This window comes from Saccharothrix obliqua, assembly GCF_019375475.1.
Taxonomy (GTDB): Bacteria; Actinomycetota; Actinomycetes; order Mycobacteriales; family Pseudonocardiaceae; genus Actinosynnema; species Actinosynnema obliqua.
This window is the reverse complement of sequence record NZ_JAHXGQ010000015.1, coordinates 61,340-84,101: the sequence shown is the minus strand read 5'-3', so window position 1 is coordinate 84,101 and position 22,762 is coordinate 61,340. Positions and strand designations below refer to the sequence as shown.

General features: G+C 74.1%; 19 protein-coding genes. 15 read left to right on the top strand and 4 right to left on the bottom strand.

Annotation, left to right across the window (positions count from 1 at the left end):
- Window positions 1-24: 24 nt before the first annotated feature.
- Entirely contained in the window at window positions 25-831 is an 807-nt protein-coding gene (locus KZQ38_RS32765; protein ID WP_219447883.1) for an SDR family NAD(P)-dependent oxidoreductase, read from the bottom strand.
- Window positions 832-980: 149 nt separating this feature from the next.
- On the opposite strand from KZQ38_RS32765, the gene KZQ38_RS32760 reads away from it, so the two are divergent.
- The 4 genes from KZQ38_RS32760 to KZQ38_RS32745 all read left to right on the top strand — a co-directional run bounded on the left by KZQ38_RS32760 (window position 981) and on the right by KZQ38_RS32745 (window position 6,846).
- A complete protein-coding gene (locus KZQ38_RS32760; protein ID WP_219447882.1) occupies window positions 981-2,006 on the top strand; it encodes an ABC transporter permease in 1,026 nt (341 codons plus the stop codon).
- 26 nt (window positions 2,007-2,032) lie between these two features.
- Entirely contained in the window at window positions 2,033-3,079 is a 1,047-nt protein-coding gene (locus tag KZQ38_RS32755; protein WP_219447881.1) for a sugar ABC transporter substrate-binding protein, read from the top strand.
- Window positions 3,079-4,560: a sugar ABC transporter ATP-binding protein gene (locus KZQ38_RS32750; RefSeq protein ID WP_219447880.1), complete on the top strand. Its 1,482-nt coding sequence runs from the start codon at window positions 3,079-3,081 to the stop codon at window positions 4,558-4,560. The genes KZQ38_RS32755 and KZQ38_RS32750 overlap by 1 nt, the downstream gene beginning before the upstream one ends.
- 1,245 nt (window positions 4,561-5,805) lie before the next feature.
- Window positions 5,806-6,846 carry a family 2 encapsulin nanocompartment cargo protein terpene cyclase gene (locus KZQ38_RS32745; RefSeq protein ID WP_372452314.1) on the top strand — a complete coding sequence of 347 codons (1,041 nt, stop codon included), beginning with the start codon at window positions 5,806-5,808 and terminating at the stop codon, window positions 6,844-6,846.
- A gap of 35 nt (window positions 6,847-6,881) precedes the next feature.
- On the opposite strand, the gene KZQ38_RS32740 is transcribed toward KZQ38_RS32745, so the two are convergent.
- The 3 genes from KZQ38_RS32740 to KZQ38_RS32730 all read right to left on the bottom strand — a co-directional run bounded on the left by KZQ38_RS32740 (window position 6,882) and on the right by KZQ38_RS32730 (window position 10,865).
- A complete protein-coding gene (locus KZQ38_RS32740) occupies window positions 6,882-8,327 on the bottom strand; it encodes a GMC family oxidoreductase (RefSeq protein WP_219447879.1) in 1,446 nt (481 codons plus the stop codon).
- 217 nt (window positions 8,328-8,544) lie between these two features.
- A complete protein-coding gene (locus KZQ38_RS32735; RefSeq protein WP_219447878.1) occupies window positions 8,545-9,570 on the bottom strand; it encodes a hemolysin family protein in 1,026 nt (341 codons plus the stop codon).
- Window positions 9,567-10,865: a hemolysin family protein gene (locus KZQ38_RS32730; protein WP_219447877.1), complete on the bottom strand. Its 1,299-nt coding sequence runs from the start codon at window positions 10,863-10,865 to the stop codon at window positions 9,567-9,569. The genes KZQ38_RS32735 and KZQ38_RS32730 overlap by 4 nt, the downstream gene beginning before the upstream one ends.
- A gap of 111 nt (window positions 10,866-10,976) precedes the next feature.
- Between KZQ38_RS32730 and KZQ38_RS32725 the strand changes: the two genes are divergently transcribed.
- The 11 genes from KZQ38_RS32725 to KZQ38_RS32675 all read left to right on the top strand — a co-directional run bounded on the left by KZQ38_RS32725 (window position 10,977) and on the right by KZQ38_RS32675 (window position 22,747).
- Window positions 10,977-11,375 (top strand): MerR family transcriptional regulator, encoded by a 399-nt coding sequence (locus tag KZQ38_RS32725; protein ID WP_308258706.1) that lies wholly within the window; start codon window positions 10,977-10,979, stop codon window positions 11,373-11,375.
- Between the two features lie 475 nt (window positions 11,376-11,850).
- A complete protein-coding gene (locus KZQ38_RS32720) occupies window positions 11,851-12,921 on the top strand; it encodes a DUF4037 domain-containing protein (RefSeq protein ID WP_219447875.1) in 1,071 nt (356 codons plus the stop codon).
- 82 nt (window positions 12,922-13,003) lie between these two features.
- Window positions 13,004-13,834: a hypothetical protein gene (locus tag KZQ38_RS32715; protein WP_308258705.1), complete on the top strand. Its 831-nt coding sequence runs from the start codon at window positions 13,004-13,006 to the stop codon at window positions 13,832-13,834.
- The gene (locus KZQ38_RS32710) at window positions 13,831-14,775 is read left to right on the top strand and encodes a polysaccharide deacetylase family protein (RefSeq protein WP_219447874.1); all 945 of its coding nucleotides are present in this window, start codon (window positions 13,831-13,833) and stop codon (window positions 14,773-14,775) included. The genes KZQ38_RS32715 and KZQ38_RS32710 overlap by 4 nt, the downstream gene beginning before the upstream one ends.
- A complete protein-coding gene (locus KZQ38_RS32705) occupies window positions 14,772-16,025 on the top strand; it encodes an O-antigen ligase family protein (protein WP_219447873.1) in 1,254 nt (417 codons plus the stop codon). Before KZQ38_RS32710 ends, KZQ38_RS32705 begins: the two co-directional genes overlap by 4 nt.
- On the top strand, window positions 16,000-17,058 hold the full coding sequence (locus tag KZQ38_RS32700) for a glycosyltransferase (protein ID WP_257902799.1): 1,059 nt from the start codon (window positions 16,000-16,002) through the stop codon (window positions 17,056-17,058). The genes KZQ38_RS32705 and KZQ38_RS32700 overlap by 26 nt, the downstream gene beginning before the upstream one ends.
- A complete protein-coding gene (locus tag KZQ38_RS32695; RefSeq protein WP_308258704.1) occupies window positions 17,055-17,945 on the top strand; it encodes a hypothetical protein in 891 nt (296 codons plus the stop codon). The genes KZQ38_RS32700 and KZQ38_RS32695 overlap by 4 nt, the downstream gene beginning before the upstream one ends.
- Window positions 17,942-19,180: a glycosyltransferase 87 family protein gene (locus KZQ38_RS32690; RefSeq protein ID WP_219447872.1), complete on the top strand. Its 1,239-nt coding sequence runs from the start codon at window positions 17,942-17,944 to the stop codon at window positions 19,178-19,180. Before KZQ38_RS32695 ends, KZQ38_RS32690 begins: the two co-directional genes overlap by 4 nt.
- Complete coding sequence (locus KZQ38_RS32685; protein WP_219447871.1) at window positions 19,177-20,583, top strand: oligosaccharide flippase family protein; 1,407 nt, start codon at window positions 19,177-19,179, stop codon at window positions 20,581-20,583. Before KZQ38_RS32690 ends, KZQ38_RS32685 begins: the two co-directional genes overlap by 4 nt.
- Entirely contained in the window at window positions 20,580-21,668 is a 1,089-nt protein-coding gene (locus KZQ38_RS32680; RefSeq protein ID WP_219447870.1) for a glycosyltransferase, read from the top strand. Before KZQ38_RS32685 ends, KZQ38_RS32680 begins: the two co-directional genes overlap by 4 nt.
- A complete protein-coding gene (locus tag KZQ38_RS32675; protein ID WP_219447869.1) occupies window positions 21,665-22,747 on the top strand; it encodes a glycosyltransferase family 4 protein in 1,083 nt (360 codons plus the stop codon). The genes KZQ38_RS32680 and KZQ38_RS32675 overlap by 4 nt, the downstream gene beginning before the upstream one ends.
- Window positions 22,748-22,762 lie beyond the last annotated feature (15 nt).

The following is a 22,762-nucleotide window of genomic DNA, read 5'->3' as shown; positions in this document are numbered from 1 at the left end:
CAGAAATCGGGTCGGCTTCGGCGGTCAGCTCATCACGAAACCGCCGTTGGGGCTGAGCGTCTGGCCGGTCACGTACGTCCCGTCCGGCCCGACGAGGAACGCCACCGCGCCCGCGATTTCCGCCGGCTGCCCGAAGCGGTTCAACGCGATCTGGCCCGTCAGGTCACGGCGGACGACCGGTGCCATCACGTCGCCCAGCGGCGTGTCGATGTAGCCGGGCGCGACGCAGTTCACGCGGATGCCGCGTGGTGCGACGTCGCGGGCCACCGCCCTGGTGAAACCCTCGATGCCCGCCTTCGCCGCCGAGTAGTGCGGGATGTGGGCGCAGCCCGTCAAGCCGCAGATGGACGAGACGTTCACGATCACCGAGCCGGCTCCCATGTGCCGCAACGCCGCGCGCGTGCAGTAGAAAGTCCCGCCCAGGTGGACGTCGAGCATCCGGTGCCACGCCTCGTCGCTGATGTTCACCGTGGCGTTCAACTCCGTGGTCGGCGTGCCCATCCCGGCCTCGGTGAGCCGCGACGCCAAGCGGTCGAACGCGTCGTCCGCCTCCTGGCCGCCTCGGATGCCCGCGTTGTTGACGAGGATGTCGAGTCGCCCGTAGGTCTCCACGACCGTCCGCACGGCTTCGTCCACCTGCGCCGAGTCGGCGACGTCGGCCACCACCGCCATGCCCTGCCGCAGCAGGCCCGCGGTCAGCTCCGCGCCGGTCGAGTCGACGTCCAGCGCCGCCACCCGCGCGCCCTCGGCGTCCAACCGGCGGGCCACCGCCTCGCCGATACCCGAGCCCGCGCCCGTCACCAGCGCCACCTTGCCCTCGATGCTGCCCATGGCGGCAAACGCTAGCCAGGACCCGCCTGCTCCTGTGGCCCCCGACACAGTCGGTGCGCTGGTGGTCAACGGCTGTTCGCCATCGGGCAAGGCGTTCCGCCGGCGGTCACCGCACCCTGGTGGCCGTACCGGGCGGACGGAGGCGGCGCATGACCGAGGTTGACCGACGGGTTCCAGACACCCGCGGGAAGAACTCGATACTCGGGTTCGGCAGGCAGGTCCTGCGCGTGGAGTCCAGCAGCGTGCTGATCGCGACGATCCTGCTGGTGCTGGTGATCGGGGCGCTGCGCCCCAACTTCCTGACCATCGGGCAGTTGCGGGACGTGCTCAACAACTCCGTGTACGTGGCGCTGCTCGCCGCGGGCATGGCGTTCCTGCTGGCGATGCGCGAGATCGACCTGTCGGTCGGCGCGATGTTCGGGCTCTCGCTGATCACCTCCGCGCTGCTGATGCGGGAAGGCTTCAACCCGTGGGTCGCGTGCCTCGCGGGCATCGTGCTCGGCGCGGTGCTCGGGCTCGCGAACGCGTTGGTGGTGCAGCACATCGCGATCCCGGCGTTCGTGGCGACACTGGCCACGATGCAGGTGTACCGGGGGCTCGCGGTGGCGCTCGGCGACGGGCAGCAGGTCACCGGCCTGCCGCTGGAGCACTCGTTCTTCACGGTGCTCGGCGGCGACCTGCTGGGCCTGCCGGTGAGCGTGTGGATCCTGATCGCGGTCACCATCGGGCTGACCGTGCTGCTGCGCTGGACGCCGTTCGGCTACCGGGTGCGGTCCATCGGGTCCAACCCGGACGCGGCGGCGTTCTCCGGCATCTCCATCCCGCGCACGCGGCTGTACGTGCTGGTGCTGGTCGGGGCGGTCGCCGGGCTGGCGGGCGTGCTGGGGTTGGCGTTCTTCACGTCCGGTGACCCGAACATCGGGACCGGTTTCGAACTCCAGGCGATCGCGGCGGCCGTGATCGGTGGCACGCCGCTGCGCGGTGGTGTCGCCACGGTGGTGGGCGCGGTGTTCGGCGCGATCCTGCTGGGCGTCGTGTCCAGCGGTCTCGTCTACTTCAGCATCCCCGCGAACTGGAGTTCTTTCGCCACCGGTCTGGTCGTCCTCCTGGCGGTCGGGGTGGACAGCGCGCTGCGCAGCAGGCGACGTGCGCGCGAATCAATGCTCGGTCTGTGAAACCCCGCGTAGGAAATGAGGTCCTGATGCGTCCCCACCGGTACGTGGCGGCACTTGCCGTCGCCGGTCTGCTGGCCGGCTGCGGTTCGGCGGAGCCGTCCGCCGACGATCCGCTCAAGCTGGCGTTCGTGTACGCCACGTCGACGCAGAACCCGTTCCAGGAGATGGCGTTCGGCGCGAAGGCCGGTGCCGACGACGCCGGCAAGGTCGAGCTGGCGCTGAGCGCTCCGTCCAACGTGGACGGACCGCAGCAGGTGCAGCTCTTCCAGTCCGCGATCCGCAACTCCACGCACGGCGTGGCCCTGGAGACGCTGACCCCCGACCTGTTCGTGCGGCCCCTCAACCAGGCCGCCGACCTCAAGGTCCCCGTCGTCGCGGTGGACACCCTCCCGCCCTCGGGCACCAAGGTCGACCTCTACATCGGCAACAGCAACACCGAGCTGGGCAAGATGCTCGGCGAGGAGTTCGTCAAGCAGGTGCCGGAGGACGCGACCGGCGACGTCGTGCTGGGCAACGCCATCCCCGGCCTCACGCTGTTGCAGCAGCGGTTGGACGGGATGAAGTCGGTGATCGAGGCCAAGCGGCCCAAGCTGAAGATCCTCGGCCCGTTCGACTCCGGCTCCGAGCCGACGACGAACTTCAACAAGTGGAACGACATCGTCAAGGCGAACCCGAACGCCGTGGGTTACCTCGGCGTCGGCGCGCAGGACGCGGTGTCGCTGGCGTTGATCCAGAAGAACACCGGCCGCAAGTTCCTCGCCGGGTCCTGCGACCCCGACATCGCGGCCCTCCAGGCGGTCAAGGACGGCTACGTGTTCGCGCTCGCCTCGCCCGAGCACTGGCTGAAGGGCTACATCGCGCTGCGGATGCTGGCCGACCACGCGCGCACCAAGAAGCCCATGCCCACGGGTTGGTGGAACACCGGCTCGCTGGTGGTGAACGCGGAGAACATCGACCAGGTCATGGAGCGGCAGAAGGACGAGACCTCGCGCAAGGCGGCGTTCAAGGCGGAGACCGAGAAGCAGCTCGCCGACCCGGCGAAGTACCTCAAGCCCATCGAAGAGGCCAACTGATGCACGCACTCACCGCACGCGGGATCACCAAGTCCTACGGCGGGGTCACCGCGCTGGCCGGGGCGGACCTGACCCTGCGCCCCGGTTCGGTGCACGCCCTGCTCGGCGAGAACGGCGCGGGAAAGTCCACGCTGATCAAGGTGATCACGGGGGCGGTGTCGCCGGACGCGGGCGCGCTGCGGCTGGCGGGCGCGGAGGTGTCGTTCACCAGCACCGCCCAGGCGGCGGCCAACGGCGTGGCCGTGGTGTCGCAGGAGCTGAACCTGTTCCCAGACCTGGACGTGCTGGCGAACCTGTACCCGATGCGCGAGCCCCGGCGCGGTCCGCTGGCCGACCGGGCCGCGATGCTGGCCAAGGCCCGGCCCGTGCTGGAGCAGCTCGGGTTGGACGTCGACCCGAAGGCGAGGCTCGGCTCGCTCTCGCTGGCGCAGCGGCAGCTCGTGGAGATCGCGAAGGCGCTCATCGTCCAGCCGCGGGTGCTGATCCTGGACGAGCCGACGTCCGCGTTGGACAAGGACAGCTCCTCCCGGCTGCTGGACATCCTGCGCGTGCTGCGGGACCGCGAGGTGGCCGTGGTGTTCGTGTCGCACATCCTCGAAGAGGTGATGAGCCTGTGCGACGAGATCACCGTGCTGCGGGAGGGCCGCACCGTCCTGGACGCCCGGCCGCGGGCCGAACTCGACATCCCCTCGATCGTGCACGCCATGCTCGGGCAGGACCTGCCCACGCCCGTGCGGACGACGGGCACGCCCGGCGGGGCGCGGCTCGAACTGCGCGACGTGGTGGTGCCCGACCGGCTCGCCGGCGTGACGTTGTCCTTCGCGGGTGGCGAGGTCGTCGGGCTGGCCGGCCTGGCGGGCTCGGGGCACACCACGGCGCTGGAGGTCGTGGCGGGCATCCGGCGACCGGTCGGCGGCTCCGTCGAGCTGCCCGGTGGCGGCGCGCCCCGCGACTTCCGGTCCGCCATCGGGGCCGGGGTGGCGCTGGTGTCCGGTGACCGGCGGCGGGTCGGGCTGATGCTGGACAAGCCGGTGTGGGAGAACATCGCCCAGGTGCGCCCGGTGGCGTTGGCCGGTGCGCGGCTGCTGCGGACCGGCGCGCTGCGCGAGTCGGCTCGCGAGCTGGCCGGGCGGGTTGGTGTCAAGCCGCCGAACGTGGACACCCGGGCGGGCCTGCTGTCCGGCGGCAACCAGCAGAAGGTCGTGCTGGCGAAGTGGCTGGCGGCCGACCCGGCGGTGCTGCTGCTGGACGACCCCACCCGCGGGGTGGACCTCGGCGCGCGTGCCGAGATCCACGCGCTGCTGCGCAGCGTGGCCGACGCGGGCAAGGTCGTGGTGCTGTGCTCCACCGACCTGGACGAGCTGGTCGTGGCGTGCGACCGGGTCGTGGTGTTCCACAAGGGGAAGGTGTGCGCGGAGCTGACCGGTGACCGGATCGACCAGCACACCATCCTCCGCACCATGAACACCGGGGAACTGTGACGGACCGCGTCCACGGGCCACGCGGAACCACTCGATAGGGAGGAACCCTGCCCCGGCTGGCGTATGGCCTGCCGGGCAGGGGACCTGCCAGGCTCGTCCGATGTGACGGACACCGCCGCGGCCACCGCCGACTGGACCACGCCGACCGGACTGGGGACCTCAGCCGCCCGCATCGGTCGCCTGCTGGAAACCACCCCGCCCCCGCCCGCCGCGGCGACACCACCGGCCGCTCCCCCCTTCGCGAGTGCTTCGGCGGTCGGCGCGGGCTTCGTCGCACCGGGTCCGGGCCGACTCACCGCGCCCGCCGACCCGCCGCACCCCGCGGGTGGCGGTGCCGAACCGGTGGGGTCGGGCGCGAGCGTCCCCTCCGTGCCGGCCGACGTGCCGCACCCCACCGGGGGGAGCACCGGGGGGCTCACCGCGCCCGCGGACCCGCCGCTCCCTTCGGGGAGCGATCCGACGACCGGCGGGAGCCGGCCCACCGCCCCCGCCGATCCGCCCCACCCCACCGGGGGCACCGCCGGCGGCCGACCGACCGCGCCTCCCGACGTGCCGCACTCCAGCGCCGCCGCCGCGGCGATCGGTGGAAGCCACCCCTCCGTTCCCGCGGACCTCCCGCAGCCCGGCAGGGGCACCGGTCGACCGGTGGTCCTTTCCGACGTGCCGCACTTCACCGGCGGCAACCCGGCGACCGGCGGCAGCCGACCCACCGCACCGCCCGACCAGCCACACCCCACCGGCAACAACCCGGTGACCGGCGGAAGTCGCCCCACCGTTCCGGCCGACCTGCCACGTCCCACCGGCAACAACCCATCGACCGGCGGAAGTCACCCCGCCATTCCGGCCGACCTGCCACGTCCCAGCGGCAACAACCCATCCGCCGGCGGGAGCCGACCCACCGCACCGCCCGACCAGCCACACCCCACCGGCAACAACCCATCGGGCGGCGGGAGCCGGCCGACCGCTCCCCCGGACCTGCCGCACCCCACCAGCGGGACCGCCGGGCCGGGCAGCGGCCGGCCGACCGCGTCTCCCGACGTGCCGCGAGCCGGTGGCCGCAACCCGGACGCCGGCGGGAGCCGGCCCGCCGCGGCCCCCGACTCGCCCCGTGCGACCGGCGGTGCGAGCCGGTCCCCTGGTGGCGGGGTGGGGCTGCTCGCGGCACCGGTGCCGGGGCTGTTCGGCCGGTCCGGGTTGCCCGGGTTGCCGGGTGTGCCCAGCGCGGCCGACCTGCCCGGGGCCGACGTGGTGTCCGCCCTCACCAGCCTGCTCTCCGGCACCGCCGCCGGGCCGCGGGACCCGGCCTACGCCGAACGGCCCTGGGGCGACGGCAACTTCCCTCCCCTCTACGTGCCGATCGTGGAGCGGCAGGACCCCGTCCTCACCGAGGCCGTCGAGGACGATCTCGTCGCGTGGGCCGAGGAGTGCGGCTTCCGGGGCACCGAGCTGGACCAGTTGCGCGGCGCCGGGTTCGGGCGGCTGGTGGTGCTCGCGCACCCGGACAGCAGCGACGTGGGCCACCTGGCCATCGCGGCCCGGTTGAACGCCGCCTGGTGGGCCGCCGACGACCTGTACGCCGACGACAGCGGGATGGGTGCGACGCCGACCGCGTTGCCGCCGCGCCTCGCGCTGGCGATGTCCGCCATGGACCCGGTGCCCACCACGGGCGAGTTCACGCCACCGCTGGACGAGGCGCTGCGCTCCGACCCGGTGCTGGTCGCGCTGCGCTCGGCGGTCGGCCACCTCACCCGCTACAGCACCCCGGCGCAGGTCCAGCGGGTCTGCTACTCGACGTTCGCGATGTTCGTCAGCTGGAACACCTACGCCGCGTGGCGGCACACCGGCGACTACCCGCCCGCCTGGGAGTACCTGGCCGCGCGCCAGCACGACAGCTTCTACACCTCGATGACGTTGATCGACCCGGTCGGCGCCTACGAACTGCCCGCGAACCTGTACTACGACCCGCGCGTGCGCCGGGCCGCGTTCCAGGCGGGCACGGCGTCGGTCCTCGTGAACGACCTCCTGTCGGTCGCGAAGGACGCCGCCGACGAGACCCAGGTCGTCAACATGGTGCTCCAGATCGCGGCCGACCGGCGGTGCTCGGTGGCCGAGGCGACGGAGGTCACCGTGGCGCTGCACAACGACCTGGTCCGTGATTTCGAGGCGCTGCACCGCGAGCTGGCGTCCGTGCCGTCACCGGAGCTGCACCGGTTCCTGCGCGGGCTCCGCTCGTGGATGGGCGGCGGTTTCGAGTGGCACAACACGAATCCGCGTTACCGGTCGTGACCGGGTGGCGGGCGGCGCGACGACGCAGCCGCCCGTCACCCGGCGATCAGGTCCGCCGCCTTCTCCGCGATCATGGCGGTCGGGGTGTTGGTGTTGCCGGCGACGATGTTCGGCATGACGGACGCGTCGGCCACGCGCAGGCCCTCGACACCGCGCACCCGCAGGCGGGCGTCCACGACGCTGCCCATGGCACACGTGCCCGCCTGGTGGTGGTAGGTGATCACGGACCGCCGCACGTACTCGCGCAGCTCCAGCCTGCCCGGGTACATCTCGTCGGCGCCCCACTCCTTGAGCGCCTGCTCGTGCCCGATCTCCTGGCACAGCAGGACGGCCTCGACCAAGGCGTCCACATCGGACGGTTCGGACAGCACGCGCGGGTCGATCAGCGGCGGGCCGTCCACGTCGGCCAGGGTGATCCGGCCGCGGCTGCGTGGCCGGACGAGGCCCGCCATCAACGAGAACCCGTTGTCCGGACCCGTCATCCACTTCTCGTACAGCGGCGCGCTGAAGTTGAGCGGCTGGAGGTCGGGCGCCGGCAGGCCGGGCGAGCTGCGCCAGAACAGGTGCGTCTGCGCGGGCGGGATGCCGGGCGTGTGCGTGATCGGCTTGGCGGCGCTGAAGATGGTCGGCACCAGCCAGTGGTCCTGGAGGTTGTCGCCGACGCCGGGCAGGTCCGCCACGACCTCGATGCCGAGCGCGCGCAGGTCGTCCGCGGGACCGACGCCGGAGCGCAGCAGCACCTGCGGCGACCCGATCGCGCCCGCGCTCAGCACGACCTCGGCGGCGGCCCGGACGCGGTGCACCCGGTCGTACTCGGTCCACTCGACGCCCACGCACCGGTCGCCGGACATCAGCAGCTTGCGCACGTGCGCGTTGGTGACGAGGGTGAACCTCGGGTTGTCCAGGACCGGACCCAGGTAGGCGCGGGCCGTGGTGTGGCGCTTGCCATCGGCGATGGTGAACTGCATCCGGCTGACACCGGTCTGGTCCGCGCCGTTGTAGTCGGCGTTGTAGGGCACGCCCGCCTGCTGCGCGGCGAGCAGGATCGACTCCTGCACGGGGTCGGCGGCGTAGTCGCGGAGGATCGTGAGCGGCCCGTCCTCGATCCGCTCGAACAGCGGCCGGACGTCGTCCCACGCCCAGCCCTCGTTGCCGAGCGCCGCCCAGCCGTCGTAGTCGGCCGGGTTGCCGCGGACGTGGATCATCGCGTTCAACGCGTGGGAACCGCCCAGCACCCGACCCCTCGGCAGGTGCAGCGGGCGGTTCGCCGCCGCGCGCTGCGGCACCGTGCGCAGGCCCCAGTCCTGGGCGCTGTCCCAGAGTTCGTGCATCCGCAGCGGGTCGTGGATCGCGGGGTTCAGGTCGTGGTCGCCGGCTTCCAGCAGCACGACGGTGCCCTCTGTGCGGTCCAGCAGCCGTCGAGCCAGCACGCAGCCCGCCGTGCCCCCACCCACCACCACGAAGTCCGCCTCGACGACCATGGGGTCAGTCCAGCAGCCGGGGACCGTTCGTCCTTGAACCGCAGTGCACGGAGGTTGACCGGGCGCGCATGTCGCCTCGCGGTGGGTGGCGCGCGATGGCATGAGCGGGACGGAACGAGCAGAACGGACGTGCGGTGATCTCCGGCTGGGGAGGAGCAGGGCGGGCTGTCGCCCGGGGCCGACCGTCGCCGGTGAAGCGGCGGTCGGCCCTCGCGCGTCAGTCCGTCTCGTCCTCGAACTCGCCGATCAGCTCCTCCAGCAGGTCCTCCAGCGCGGCGATGCCGATCACCTGCCCGTCCGTCACGACGAGGGCCAGCTGGGCACGCGCGGCACGCATTTCGGTCACCGCGTCGGGCACCGGGAGGGTCGCGGGCAGGGTCAGCACGTCGGACATCAGGTCCCGCGCGGCGCGGGTGCCGGTTGCCGTGGCTCGCACGACGTCCCTGATGTGCACGAGGCCGACGAAACGGCCGCCCTCGTCGCGCACCGGGAACCGGGAGCGGCCCGTGGCGCGGCTGAGCACTTCGACCTCGTGCGCGTCGGTGTCCACGCTGACCGCGTCCACCTGGGACAGCGGCACCATCACCTGCTCCAGGGACGTCCCGCGCACCTGGAGCATCCTGGTCAGCAGGCGTTGCTGCCCCTCCGGGATGAGGCCGTGCTCGGCGGACTGGCGCACCAGCATCCGGATGTCGTCCGGCTGGTCGGCCTGCGACAGCTCGTCCCTCGGCTGCACCTTCATCAGGCGCAGCAGGCCGTTCGTGGTGTGGTTCAACGTGGTCAGCACCCACCGCACCGACCGGGCGAACGCGCGGAACGGCAGGGCCAGCAGCAACGCCGACCGCTCGGGGTGCGCGATGGCCCACGACTTCGGCGCCATCTCGCCCACCACCATGTGCAGGAACACCACCAGCACGAGGCTGATCGTGAACGCCACGGCGTACGACAGCTGCGTGGGCAGGCCGACCGCGAGGAAGAGCGGGTCCAGCAGGTCGGCGACGGCCGGCTTGGCCAGCGCGCCCAGACCCAGCGTGCACAGGGTGATGCCGAGCTGCGCGCCCGCGAGCATCACCGACAGCTCGCGCAACCCCGCCACGGCGGCCCGCGCGGCGCGGCTGCCGTCCTCGGCGGCCTGCTCCAGGCGGTACCGCTTGGCGGCGATCAGGGCGAACTCGCCCGCCACGAAGAACGCGTTGGCCACCAGCAGGAGCAGCGACGCGAACAACGCCCAACCGGTGTTCACCGCTCCCCCTCGGCGTGCAGCAGGACGGCGCTCGGCACGTGCCGCGACACCTCGGCGACCCGCACCACGACGCCGCCGAGCGCGAGTTCGTCACCGGGCCGCGCGGTGCGGCCCAGCCGGTGCAGCACCAGGCCGGACACGGTGTCGTAGCTCTCGTCGGACGGCAGCTCGATCCCGGTGGCGTCGGCGATCTCGTCGATCCGGTACCGGCCGGGCACCGACCACCAGCCGTCGGGTTGGCGGCGGACGCCCTCGCGCACCACGTCGTCCTCGTCGTGGATCTCGCCGACCAGCTCCTCCGCGAGGTCTTCCAGCGTGACGACACCGGCGAAGCCGCCGAACTCGTCCACGACGCACGCGAGCTGCCGACGCGCCGACCGCAACCGCTCCAGCACGACGGGCAGCGGCAGCGAGGCGGGCACCACGAGCGCGGGCGCGGCGATGTCCCGCACCGACGTGCTCGACCGGTGCTCCGGCGCCACGGTCAGCACCTCGGCGAGGCCGACGACGCCGACCAGGTCGTCCAGGTCGCGGCCGACCACCGGGAAGCGGGAGTGGCCGACGTCGAGCAGCTCCACGACGCGGGACGCCGGCTCGTCGGCGCGGACGGTGTGGACGGCCACGCGGGGCGTCATCGCCTGGTCGGCGGTGAGCCCCCGGAAGTCCAAGCCGCGGTCGAGCAGGCGGGTCAGCTCGGGGTCCAGGTGGCCCTCCGCGCCCGCCGTGCCGATGATCTGCACGAGGTCTTCGGAGGTCGCGCCCTGCGGCAGCTCTTCGACGGGCTCGATGCCGACGGCGCGCAGCAGCCGGTTCGCCGAGGCGTCGAACAACCGGATCACCGGGCCCGCCACCTTCAGGTACACGGCGGTGGACGGCGCCAGGAACTTCGCCAGCGCCTCCGGTTCGGCGATGGCCAGGTTCTTCGGCAGCAGTTCACCGAGGACCATCTGCACGACCGTGGCGAACACCAGGGCCACGACCAGCGACACCGACAGGCGTGCGGCGGCCGGCAGGCCGGTGAAGCCGAGGAGGTCGGCGAGGCCGGTGCCGAGCAGCGGTTCGGCGACGTAGCCGACCAGCAACGCGGTCACCGTGATGCCGAACTGGGCGCCGGAGAGCATGAATGAGAGCTGTTTGGTCACGGCGAAGGCGCGTCCGGCGGATTTGTCGCCGTTCTCCGCCATGTGCTGCAAACGACCGCGGTCGACCGCCATGTAGGCGAACTCCTGCGCCACGAAATATCCGGTCGCGACGGTCAGGGCGATGATGGCCAGCAGGCCGTAGAGGATCAACACGACGGCACACCGCCGCGATGTGGCCGGGGCTCGCCCGGCTCGCTACTGCAACCGTCGGAATCCGTCGGATCAGGCATGACACCGACACTAGCACGTGGCACTGTATGGTTTGTGAACGAGGCGTTGATCAGGATCGGAGAGCTGGCGGCACGTGCCGGGGTGAGCATCCGCACGGTCGACTACTACACCCAGCTCGGCTTGATCGCCCCCGCACAGCGCACAGCGGGCAACTACCGCCTCTACCGGCTGGCCGACGTGGAGCGCATCCACCTCGTGCAGCGGCTGGAGGTGCACGGCCTGCCGCTGGACGAGATCGCCGCCGCGCTCGCCCGCGGCACCACCGACGTGGGCGCGATCCTGCACCGCATCGACGCCGACCTCCAGGTGCTGCACGCGGCGGCCGAGGCCGCGTCGCCCGAGTTGCAGGGCCTGCTCGGGGCGATCGCGAACCGGGTGCACGCGTTGATCAACGTGGCCCTCCAGATCCCGCCGGACCTGCCACTCCCCTGACCGCGGGTGTCGGGGAACGGCCCTGGCACTCCTGCGCCGGGCGGGGCGACCGGTCGAGGGGCAGCCGGTGCTGAAGGCCGGGACTGTGCGCGGCGCAGCGAACCGGGCGACGTATCGGTGCGGCCGGCGAGGGCGGCGCGGGGTGAGACAGCGGTGGCGCGCAGCGGCGGGGCCGCGAGCGGCGGCGCGGGGCGGCCGGACTACGGGCCGGGCGACGGGGCCGCTGGCGCGCAGTGGGCCGGGGGCGGGGGCTGTGGGGGGGCAGGACCGGGGCGGCGCGGCAGTGCGGGGGGCGGCGGGATGCCCTGGTGTCAGGACCGCGGGCCGGGTCTGCGGGCCGGGTCTGGTGCCCGGATGCGAGGCCGGGGCCGGAGCGGAGGCGGCGCAGGCCAGGGCCGAGGTCGGCGCGGGGGCGGGGCGGAGGCGGGGCGGGGACCGGCTGGAAAACCGGCTGCGTTGGGTCGGGTGCGACGGCATGATCGGGTGGGTGTTCATACCCGGGCTGGAGCTGTCCCGTCGCTTCTACCGGGAAGCCGTGTGGCCGGCCGTGGTGGCGCGGTTCGGGGACGTGCCGCACTCCGCCGCCCGCGTCGGCGGCGGCTCGGAGGTGTTGGGGTTCGACACCGCGCGCTCCGCCGACCACGAGTGGGGCCCGCGCGTCCAACTGTTCCTCGCGGACGGCGATGACCGCGGCCCGGCGATCCACGCGGCGTTGCGGGAGGACCTGCCCAAGGAGTTCCTGGGCCACCCGACGCACTTCGTCGGCGACGGCATCGGCGTGATGACGCCCACGAACGGCCCGGTGGACCACCGCGTGGAGGTGACCACCCCGGCCGCCTGGTTCGCCGCGCACCTCGGGTTCGACCCGCGGGCCGGTGTGTCCACGGCGGACTGGTTGGGGACGCCCGCGCAAACGCTCGCCGAAGTCACCGGCGGCGCGGTGTTCCACGACCCCTCGGGTGTCCTGAGCGACGCGCGGGAGCGGTTGGCGTGGTACCCGGACGACGTGTGGCGGTACGTGCTCGCGTGCCAGTGGCAGCGGCTGGGTCAGGAGGAGGCGTTCGTCGGCCGGTGCGGCGAGGTCGGCGACGAGCTGGGCTCGGCGATCGTCGCCGCGCGGCAGGTGCGGGACCTGGTGCGGCTGGCCCTGCTCGCGCACCGCCGGTACCCGCCCTACGCCAAGTGGCTGGGCAGCGCGTTCCGGCTGCTGCCGACGGACCTGGCACCGGTGCTGCGGGCGGTGCTCGCGGCGACCGACTGGCACACGCGTGAAGCACACCTGGCCGCCGCGTACACGGCGCTGGCGGAAGCGCACAACGCGTTGGGGCTCACCGCGCCGCTGGACCCGTCGACGGGCCCGTACCACCACCGCCCGTACCGCGTGCTGCGCACCGACCGGTTCGCCCGCGCGTTGATCGACGGCATCACCGACCCGGCGCTGCGGCGACGTCCGCTGATCGGCGCCATCGACCAATTCGCGGACAACACCGACCTGGTCAGTAACGTTCCGCTGCGTCGAAATGTACTTCGTCACTCGTTCGAGTAATTAGAATATCGCTCGATCGGGAAGCCATTTCCCGGGTCGTACGCTGCCGCCCGTCGAATTCCATTTCCACGGGAGTAACCGCGTGCCCGGATATCTCGCACTCGCAGCCGCCACGGCGATGTACGCGCTGGGCATCGTGGCGCAGACCGTCGCCGCCCGCCGCGCCGCGCCCGGTCGGGGCTTCGGCCTGCTCGCCCGCCTGGCCGCCGACCGGCTGTACCTGCTCGGGTTCACCGGCCAGGTCGGCGGTTTCGCGCTCGCCTTCCTGGCCCGCGCCGAGCTGCCGCTGTACCTGGTGCAGGCCGGCTCGTCGTGCGCGGTCGGCGTCGCCACCGCGTTCGGCGTGCTCGCGCTGGGCTGGCGGGTGCGGCCGGTGGAGGTGGCCGTGCTGGTGGCGATGGCGCTGGGGCTGGTGCTGCTGGCGGGCGCGGCGGCGTCGTCGGTGGCCGCCGACATACCCACCGGCATCGGTTTCCTGGTGCTGGGCCTGCCGCTGGTCGCGGTGTTCGCGGTGTCCCGCCGGGCGACCGGTTTGATGCCGATCGCGATCGCGGCGGGCGTGGCGTACGCGGTGGTGGCCGTCGTGGGCCGGTCGCTGGCCGACGAACCGCTGCCGGAACTGCCCTTGCGCCCGCTGCTGTGGCTGATGGTCGCCGCCGCGCTGGTCGGGCAGACGTGCCTCGCGGTCGCCCTGCAACGCGGTTCCGCCACGTCCGCCGTCGCCACGATGGACTCGGTGACCGTCGTCGTCACCTCCGCGGTCGGCCTGCTGGTGCTCGGCGACCGGATCACGCCCGGCCGCGAGTGGTGGGTGGCGGCGGGCGTCGGGCTCGTCGTGCTGGGCGTGCTGGTGCTCGGCCGGGCCGCGCGGCCCGTCGCGACGCCCGCCGTGCCGGACCGGGAGGCGGTGTGAACGTCGCCAGCGTCTCCCTCGACCTGGACAACCTCTGGGCGTACCTGAAGACCCACGGCGACCCGGCGTGGCAGCGGATGCCGAGCTTCCTGCCCGCCGCCACGCCCCGGCTGCTGGAGGTGTTCGGCGAGCACGGCCTCACCACGACGGTGTTCGTGGTCGGCGCGGACGCCGAGCGCGACGACGGCGCCGCCGCCGTGGCCGCGATCGCCGCCGCCGGGCACGAGGTCGCCAACCACTCCTACGGCCACGAGCCGTGGCTGCACCGGTACTCGCGCGCCGAGGTGGAGGCGGAGGTGGTCCGCACCGAGGACGCCATCACCGCCGCAGGCGCGCCGCGCCCGGTCGGCTTCCGGGGACCCGGCTACAGCGTCACGGCGGACCTGCTGGCCGTGCTCGCCGAGCGCGGCTACCGCTACGACGCCAGCACGCTGCCGACCTGGATCGGCCCGCTGGCGCGGTACTACCACAACCGGACCGCACCGTCCACAACGGACAGCGACGAGCTGTTCGGCGGTTTCGACCGGGTGCGCGCGCCCAACCGCGCCTACCGCTGGGACACCGGTCCGGTGGAGCTGCCGGTGACCACCATGCCGCTGCTGCGCGTGCCCATCCACGGCTCCTACCTGGTGCGGCTCCACCAGGTCTCCCCCGCCCTGGCCCGCGGCTACTTCCGGGCCGCGCTGCGGTTGTGCCGGTTGCGCGGCGTGTCGCCGTCGCTGCTGCTGCACCCGACCGACGTGCTCGGCGCGGCCGACGCGCCCGGCATGGAGTTCTTCCCCGGCATGGCGGTGCCCGCCACGCGGAAGGTCGAGCTGCTGGGCTGGGTGCTCGACGCCCTGCGCGCGCACTTCGCGGTCGTCGGCACCGGTGAGCACGTGGCGCGGTTGGGCGCGGACCTGCGGGTGCGGCCCGTCGAACGGCTGGAACGCGCGGGATGACCGGGCTGCTGCGCCTCCTGGCGTGCGCGACCGTCGCACTGGCGCCGCTGGAGGGCTACCTGCTCGCGGCGCACCCCCAGGCGGCGAAGGTCGCGCCCGCGCTGCTCACCGCGGTGTGGGTGGTGCGGTGCGCGTACCGGCGCCGCCTGCCGCGACCGCACCCGGTGCACGGCGTGCTGGCGGCGTTCGCGGTGGTGCTGCTGGCGTCCACGGCGGTGCACGTGGGCGGGCCGTACGCGGTGGGCTACCTCCAGCGCTGGCTGCCGTTCCTGGTGATCACGGTGGTCCTGGTGGACGTGGCGGCCCGCGAGGTGCCGGTGCGCGCCCTGCTCGCCTCGGCCGTCGCGGGTGCGGCGGTCGCCGGGCTGGGCGCGTTGCACAGCCTGGTGGCGGAGGGCGAGACGCGCGCCACCGGGCCGTTGGAGGACCCGAACGACCTGGCCTACTTCCTGGTCGCCGCCCTGCCGCTGCTGATCGCCCTGGTCGGCGCACCACCGACGCGGTACCGGCGGGAACCGCGCGGGAACCGCCGGTCCGCGTGGCAGCCGCGGGAATCGGGTTCGCCGACCCGGTTCCCGTGGCGCGCGGTGGTGCTGGGTTCGGTCGCGGTCGTGCTGGTGGCGGGCGCGGCGGCGACGTTCTCGCGGGGTGGCGCGCTCGCGTTGGCCGCCGCCGCGCTGTGGCTGGTGGTCCGGCGCGCGGTGCCGGCGCGGGCGGTGCTGGTCGGCGTGGTGCTGGTCGTCGGGGTCGCGCTCGGCGTGCTGTTGTTCGGCGGGCCGCTGCTGGACCGGGCCGTGCGGGAGAAGGCGCACATCGCGGAGACCAATGTGGACACCCGCGAGCTGCGGTGGCAGGCCGCGGCGCGGATGCTGGCCGAGCACCCGGTGCTCGGGGTCGGGCCGGGCGGGTTCCGGGACGGCTACGTCGCCGCCTCCGGCAACGCCGAGGCGGACGAGCAGTCGCCGGTGGCGCACAACATGTACCTGGAGGTGGCCGCCGAGCTGGGTGTGCCGGGCTGGGCCCTGTTCACCGGCCTGCTGGCGGTCGCGGCGGTCGCCTCGGAACGGGTGCTGCGCGCGGGCGACCGGCGTGGCGCGGCGGCCGTGCAGGCGTCGTTGATCGCGGTCGTCGTGGCCTCCACCTTCCTGTCCCAGCAGTACTACCTGCCGTTGTGGTCGCTGGTCGCGGTCGTCGCCGCGGCCGACCTGCGTCGAAGGGGAACGGATGCGTGTGCTCCACGTGATCAGTGAGATGGGTGCCGGCGGCGCGGAGGCCCTGGTCGCCGGGATGGCCCGCGCCGGCGGGGAGTTCGGCTGGCGTACCGCCGTCGCCAGTGGCGGCGGGCACCGGGCCGAGGCGTTGCGCGGGCTGGGCGTGCCGACCTTCCCGGTGCCCGTGCCGCGTCGCCGGCCGGTCGGCGTGCTGCGTGCCGCGGCGGCCACCAGGGCGGCCGTCACGAGTTTCCGGCCCGAGGTCGTGCTGGCGCACAACGTGTCCGCGAGCGTGGTCGCCCGGCTGGCGCTGCTGCCCCGCCGGCTGCCGCTGCTGACCGTGTGCCACGGCCTCGCCGACGCCGACTACCCCCGCGCGGCACGCCTGCTGCGTCACACGTCCCGCGCGGTGGTCGCCGTGGCGGAGGCGACCGCGACGCGGTTGCGCGAGCACGGTTTGCGCCCGCTGGTGATACCCAACGCGGTGTTCCCGCAGGAACCGCGCGTGGACCGGGCGACCGTGCGGTCCGCGCTGGGCGCCGACCCGGACGTCCCGGTCGCGTTGTGCCTGGCCCGCCTGGAACCGCAGAAGCGGCACGACGTGCTGCTCTCCGCGTGGGCGCGGATCGGCGGCGGCGCGGAGCTGTGGCTCGCGGGCGACGGCTCGCTGCGGCCCGCGTTGGAGCGCGCCGCCGCCGGGTTGACCGGCGTGCGCTTCCTGGGCAACCGGCCGGACGTGCCGGACCTGCTGGCGGCGGCCGACGTGACGGTGCTGACCAGCGACTGGGAGGGGATGCCGGTGGCGGTGCTGGAATCGCTCGCCGCCGGTCTCCCCGTGGTGGCGACGGACGTGGACGGCGTCGGCGAGGCGTTGATCGGCGGCGGCGGCGTGGTGGTGCCGCCACGCGACCCCGACGCCGCGGCGGGAGCGTTGCGCGCGTTGCTCTTCGACCCGGCCAAGCGGGCGGCGGAGGGTGCGGCCGGCCGCGCGGCGGTCGCCCGCGCCCACGACCCGCGCGCGTTGATGCGGTCCTACGACGAACTCCTGCGCACCTGGGGGATCCAGCGGTGAGTCCACGCGAGAGGGGCTGGGTCCGGCACGTCGTCCGCCCGGCCACGCGGGTCGGCGCGGTGCGTTTGGTCCTGGAGTGCGCTGCCGCGGGTGTGCTGGTGGCCGCGCTGGTGCTGGCGGCGACCGCGCTCAAGGGCGACGAGTACCGCGCGCGCGTCGGGTTGCTCGCCGGTCCGGCCACACCGGAGGCGCCGCAGTACGGCGAGGTCACCGCACTCGGGCTGCCCGCGCTGGTGGAACTGGCCCGCAGCCCGTCCGTGCTGGCGCGGACCGGTGTCGAGGCGGAGCGCGTGACGGTGGAACTGGTGCCCGCGTCGGGGCTGGCGCGGTTGACGGTGCGTGCGCCGTCCGCCAGTCAGGCGGTGGTCGAGGCCACCGCCGTGGCGCGGGCCGTGGTGGAGGCGGACCTGCTCGCGCCGGCGGCGAAGCTGCGCGTGCTGGACCAGCCCGACGTGGCACGCGTGTCGCCGGACTGGCCGCTGGCACTGGGTTTGGCGCTCCTGGCGGGTGCGGTGGCCGGTGTCGCGCTGGCCGTCGTGCGGCACCTGCGGCGCACGCGCGTGGACGACGCCGTGCGGGTGGCGCTGAGCGCGTCCGGGGTCCGGCACCCGGTGCCCGTGCTGGCCGACGACGCGCCGGACCTGGTGGCGAAGCTGACCGCGTTGCTCGACGCCGCGGCCCGCCCCGCCCGGGTGGTGGCGGTCGACCCGGCGCTCACCGGTCGCGCGGAGGAACTGGCGACCCGCTTGCCGGACAAGGCTTTCGAACCCGGCGACGGGGTCGCGCTGGTCGCCGTCGCGCCGCGGGCCGGTCGGCACGAGGCGTTGGCGGGCGCGGTGGGCGTGCTGCCCCCGGGCACGGCGGTGGTCGCGGTGGTGCTCGCATGAGGCGGGAACTGGTCGGGGTGGACCGGCGGTCGGTGATCGCGGCCGTGGCGGCGGCGATCGGCGGGTTCAGCGCGTGGCGGGCGCTGCGGCCGTCCTGGGAGGCGCCGCTGCCGACGCCCGCCAACGGTGCCGAAGAGCGGATGCAGGACTTCCGGGACGCGCTCTACTTCCCGATCCGGGAGTTCCTGGCGGGCGGCAACCCGTACGACCCGGCGGCGATGTTCGCGCACTGGCCGGTGCGGCAGGCGTTCAACCTCTACCAGCCGTACCACCTGCTGCTGCACGCGCCGTTCGCGTTGCCGGGTTACCGGGTGGGCGCGGTGGCGTTCGCGCTGGTCTCGTTGCTGCTGCTGGTGTTCCTCGCGGTGCTGGCCGCCGGGCACGTCCGCGCGCCGCTCGTGCCGGGCGCGATCGTGGTCGCGGCGTTGCTGGTGACCAGCCAGGTGGGCAAGGCCCAGTTGTACGTGGGGCAGGTCAACCCGCTGATCGCGGTGGGCGCGGCGGGTGCGTTGCTGGCGCGGCGCGCGCACCCCGGCTTGGCGGCGGCGGCACTCGCCCTGGCGTGGCTCAAACCCCAGTTCGGGTTGCCGCTCGCGGTGCTGCTGTTCGTGCGCGGCTCGCGGCGGGTGGCGTGGGGCGGCACGGCGATCGCGGCGGTGGCGAGCCTGGTCGCGGTGGTGCCGCTGGTGGTCGGCGGTGGTGGCGTCGGCGCGTTCCTGGACGTCGTCGGGCGGAACCTGGAGCACGCGGGCGCGACGCCCTACGGCGCGGTGGATTCGCCCACCGCGCAACGGGTCGACGTGGCGGCGGTGTTGTTCCGGGTGACCGGGTGGCTGCCGCCGGGCGCGGAACTGGTCGCCCTGCTCGGCGTGCTGGCGGTCAGCGCGGTCCTGGTGCGGCGGCTGGCCGCGGTCGGCGACCGGGGTGCGGCGGCGGACCTGCTGACGTGCCTGGCCGTCGTGGTGTGCGTGGTGCACCAGCCCGGCGACGTGCTGATCGCCGTGCCCGCGCTGGTGTGCGCGGCGGTGGCGTGGTGGCGCGACCGCGATCCGCTGCTCGGGGTCGCGGTCGGTGCGGCGCTGGTCCCCTTCGTCCACCTGCACTTCGCGGACACCGCGCTCCGCGCGCTGCTCGGCGGCCGGGCGAGCGTCACCGCGGACGGTGTCGCCGTGGTGGTCGCGTGGGCGGCGATCGCCCTGCACGCCCGTCGTCGAGTCCTCAGTGGACAGCCGTGACCGGTGCGGTGCGCGGCTCGCTGTGGCTGTTCCTGGTCAACCTGGTCGGCAAGGGCGGCCAGGCCGCCGTCACGCTCGTGCTCGCCGCGTTTCTCACCGAGGAGGGGCTGGGCTTGGTCGCGTTGACCGTGTCGGTGGTGAACATCGGCCAGGTCGTGCAGTCGATGGGCGTGTACGACGTGATCAGCCGCACGGGTCTCGACCCGCGCCGGGTGGCGGGCACGATGCTCACGCTCAGCGTCGGGGCGGGTGTGGCGTTGGCGCTGCTGCTGGCCGTGTCGGCGGACGCGATCGCGGCGGCGCTGGACGCGCCGGCGGTCGCGCCGCTGGTCCGGCTCGCCGCGCTCGGCCTGCCGTTCACCGCGGCGGGTGGTGTCCAGCTCGCCCTGCTGCACCGGGACCTGGACTTCCGGCGGCGGATGCTGCCCGACGCGGGCGCGGCGGTGCTCGGCGCGGTGCTCACGATCGGCCTGGCGGCACTGGGTTCCGGTCCGGTGTCGCTGGTGCTGGGGCTGCTGTGCACGGCGGTCGCGCAACCGCTGCTGGGGATGGCGGTCGGGGTGCGCGTGCGGCCGGCGTGGGACCCCGACGCGGCGGTGGAGGCGGTGCGGTGGATCCGCGTGGTCGGTCCGGGCGCGTTGGTGGCGGTGCTGCTGGTCAACGTCGACTACCTGGCCGTGGGGCACGTCCTCGGCGCGGAGGCGGTGGGCGTCTACTCGCTGGCGTACCGGATCGCGTGGGTGCCCTACGTCCTGGTCGCGGTGGTGCTCGGCGGTGTCGCGTTCCCGTTGTGCGCCAGGCTGGTCCGGGAGGGGCGGCGGACCGAGCTGGCGGCGGCGGCCGGTCGGTTCACGCACGCCGCGCTGGTGGTCACCGGCGGGCTGTACGCGGTGGTCGCGGCGATGGCGGACCGGGTCGCGCTGTTCGGCGAGCGGTGGGCGCCGGCGGCGCTGCCGCTGGTGCTGCTGTGCGGGTACGGGCTCGGCTTCGGGCTCCTCCACCTGTGGTACCAGGTGATCCGCGCCGCCGGGCACGCCCGCCGCTACCTCGTGCTGGAGCTGACCCACCTGGTGGCGCTGGTGGTGGCGCTGGGCGTGGCGACCCGCTTCGGCGTGGTCGCGGTGGCCGCCGCGCAACTGGTGGTGGTGTGGCTGGTGGTCGTGCCGACGTGGGTGGTCCTGGCGCGCGACGGCACCGCGCCGCCACACCCGTGGCGCGCGGTGTCGGCGGTCGCGGCGGGCGCGGTGTGCTGCTTCGCGTTGTCCCGCCTGCTCGGTGGGTTGGCCGGTCCCACGCTGCCCGGTGCGGTCGGCGAGGGGCTGGTGCTGGTGTTCGGCTACACGGCGGCGGCACTGCTCGCCGACCGCCGCACGGTTCGCGAGCTGCGTGAGGTGCGCCGATGAAGATCGTGCACGTGACCCAACCGGTCGAGGCCGGGGTGGCGGCGGTGGTGCTGGGACTGGCCACCGCACAGCGGGACCTGGGTTGGGCGGTGGACGTCGTCTGCCCACCGGGCGCGCTCGCGCTCAGACTGGGTGACGCCGGCATCCGGGCGCACGACTGGCCCGCCGGGCGCACGCCCGGTTTCGCCACGTGGGCCGAGACCCGGTTGCTGCGCCGCAGCCTCGCCGCGCTCCGGCCGGACGTGGTGCACCTGCACAGTTCCAAGGCGGGGCTCGCGGGCCGGTTGGCCGTGCGCGGCGCCGTGCCGACGGTCTTCCAGCCGCACCTGTGGTCGTTCCAGACCGCGCAGGGCGTGCTGCGGCGGGCGGCGACGGTGTGGGAGCGGCACGCGGCGCGGTGGACGCACCAGCTCGTGTGCGTCAGCGACGACGAGCTGGCCGCGGGGCGGGCCGCGGGCGTCCGGACACCGGCCGAGGTGGTGTGCAACGGGGTCGACACCTCGGCGTTGCGACCACGCAGCCGGGTCGCCGCGCGCCGCAGGCTGCGCCTGCCGGACGTGCCGACCGCGGTGTGCGTCGGCAGGCTGGCGCCGCTCAAGGGCCAGGACCAGTTGCTGCGCGCGTGGCCCGCGGTGCTGGGTGCCGTGCCGGACGCGCGGCTGGTGCTGGTCGGCGACGGGCCGATGCGGGAGGAGTGGCAGGAGATCTGCGACCACCCGTCGGTGCGGTGGTGGGGCCACCACGCGGCGGTGGCCGACTTCTACACCGCCGCCGACGTGGTGGTGGTGCCGTCCCGCGCCGACGGCATGGCCCTGGTGCCGTTGGAGGCGATGGCGAGCGGGCGGTCCGTGGTGGCGTTCGACGTGGGCGGTGTGCGGCAGAGCGTCGGGGACGCGGGCGCGGTCGTGGCGGCGGGTGACGAGGCGGCGTTGGCGCGTGCCGTCGCGGTGCGGCTCGCCGACCCCGTGCTGACCGCCGACGAGGGCCTGATGGGGCGGCGGCGGGCGGAGCTGTTGTTCGACTCGGTGCGGGTGAGCGAGCAGATCGCGAACCTGGTGGAGAAGCTCGTGGGAGGTTTCCGGTGAGGATCGCCTACCTGCTGACGCAGGACCGGGGTGGCCCGGTGGACGTGACGGTGCGGTTGGCCACGACGCTGGCCGCGTCCGGTGAGGCGGAGGTGCGGGTGTTCGGCCCCGCGCCCGCGCGTGACGGCGAGTTGATCGAAGGGCTGCACGAACCCGTGACGGTGGCCGGGAAGACCGACCTGAAGGCGGGGCGGTGGGCGCGGGACGCGCTGCGGGCGTGGCAGCCGGACGTGGTGCACGCCCAGGACCGGCGGGCCGGGTTGGTCAGCGCGGGTTTGCGGTTGCGGCACAAGGTGGTGCAGACCTACCACGGCGTGCCGGACGACGTGAGCGAAGCCTGGTTCCGGGGCGCGGCGGGAGCGGAGGGGCCGTCCCGGTACACGCGGACCGTGCTGGCGGCCGACGCCAGCGTGGCCCGGTTCGTCCACCGCACCGTCGTGCCCGCGCCCGCCATGGGCGAGTTCCTCCAGCGGCGGCTGCGGGTGCCCGCGCACCGGTTGGCGCACATCGACAACTGCGTGGCGCTGCCCGAGCCGTGCCCGCCGACCGGGCCGGTGCGGCGGTTGCTGTTCGTCGGGCTTCTGGTGGAGCGCAAGGGTTTGGCGACGTTGCTGGACGCGTTGCCGGGTGTGCTGCCGCCCGGCGGTTCGTTGACCGTGGTCGGTGACGGGCCGTTGCGGGTTTCGTTGGAGGAGCACGCGCGCCGCGTCCTGCCGGGCCGGGTCGACTTCCTCGGGTTCCGGTCCGACGTGCCCGCCCAGCTCCGCCGGCACGACGCCCTGGTGCTGCCGTCGCACCTGGAACAGCAGCCGCTGGTGGTCGCGGAGGCGATGGCGGCGGGCAAGCCCGTCGTGGCGACCGACACCGGTGGGGTCGCGGACATGCTGAGCGACCCGGCCACCCTCGCCGCGCCCGGTGACGTGGAGGGGTTGGCGGTGTGCTTGAAGGCGTTGTTCGACGATCCCGCGCCGGGGCGGGCCGGTGCGGCGCTCGCCGCGCGGGCGCGGGAGTTGTTCGCCCCGGAGGTGTGCGCGCGGCGGCACTTGGCGTTGTACCGGGAAATCCTCGCCGACGCCTGACCCGGTCGGAACGGT

Bases quoted from the DNA above. Each gene is read 5' to 3' on its own strand.
- KZQ38_RS32680 (WP_219447870.1), top strand. From the start codon at position 20,580: ATGAAGATCGTGCACGTGACCCAACCGGTCGAGGCCGGGGTGGCGGCG.
- KZQ38_RS32760 (WP_219447882.1), top strand. From the start codon at position 981: ATGACCGAGGTTGACCGACGGGTTCCAGACACCCGCGGGAAGAACTCG.
- KZQ38_RS32705 (WP_219447873.1), top strand. From the start codon at position 14,772: ATGACCGGGCTGCTGCGCCTCCTGGCGTGCGCGACCGTCGCACTGGCG.
- KZQ38_RS32755 (WP_219447881.1), top strand. From the start codon at position 2,033: ATGCGTCCCCACCGGTACGTGGCGGCACTTGCCGTCGCCGGTCTGCTG.
- KZQ38_RS32765 (WP_219447883.1), bottom strand. From the start codon at position 831: ATGGGCAGCATCGAGGGCAAGGTGGCGCTGGTGACGGGCGCGGGCTCG.
- KZQ38_RS32700 (WP_257902799.1), top strand. From the start codon at position 16,000: ATGCGTGTGCTCCACGTGATCAGTGAGATGGGTGCCGGCGGCGCGGAG.
- KZQ38_RS32740 (WP_219447879.1), bottom strand. From the start codon at position 8,327: ATGGTCGTCGAGGCGGACTTCGTGGTGGTGGGTGGGGGCACGGCGGGC.
- KZQ38_RS32720 (WP_219447875.1), top strand. From the start codon at position 11,851: ATGATCGGGTGGGTGTTCATACCCGGGCTGGAGCTGTCCCGTCGCTTC.
- KZQ38_RS32750 (WP_219447880.1), top strand. From the start codon at position 3,079: ATGCACGCACTCACCGCACGCGGGATCACCAAGTCCTACGGCGGGGTC.
- KZQ38_RS32690 (WP_219447872.1), top strand. From the start codon at position 17,942: ATGAGGCGGGAACTGGTCGGGGTGGACCGGCGGTCGGTGATCGCGGCC.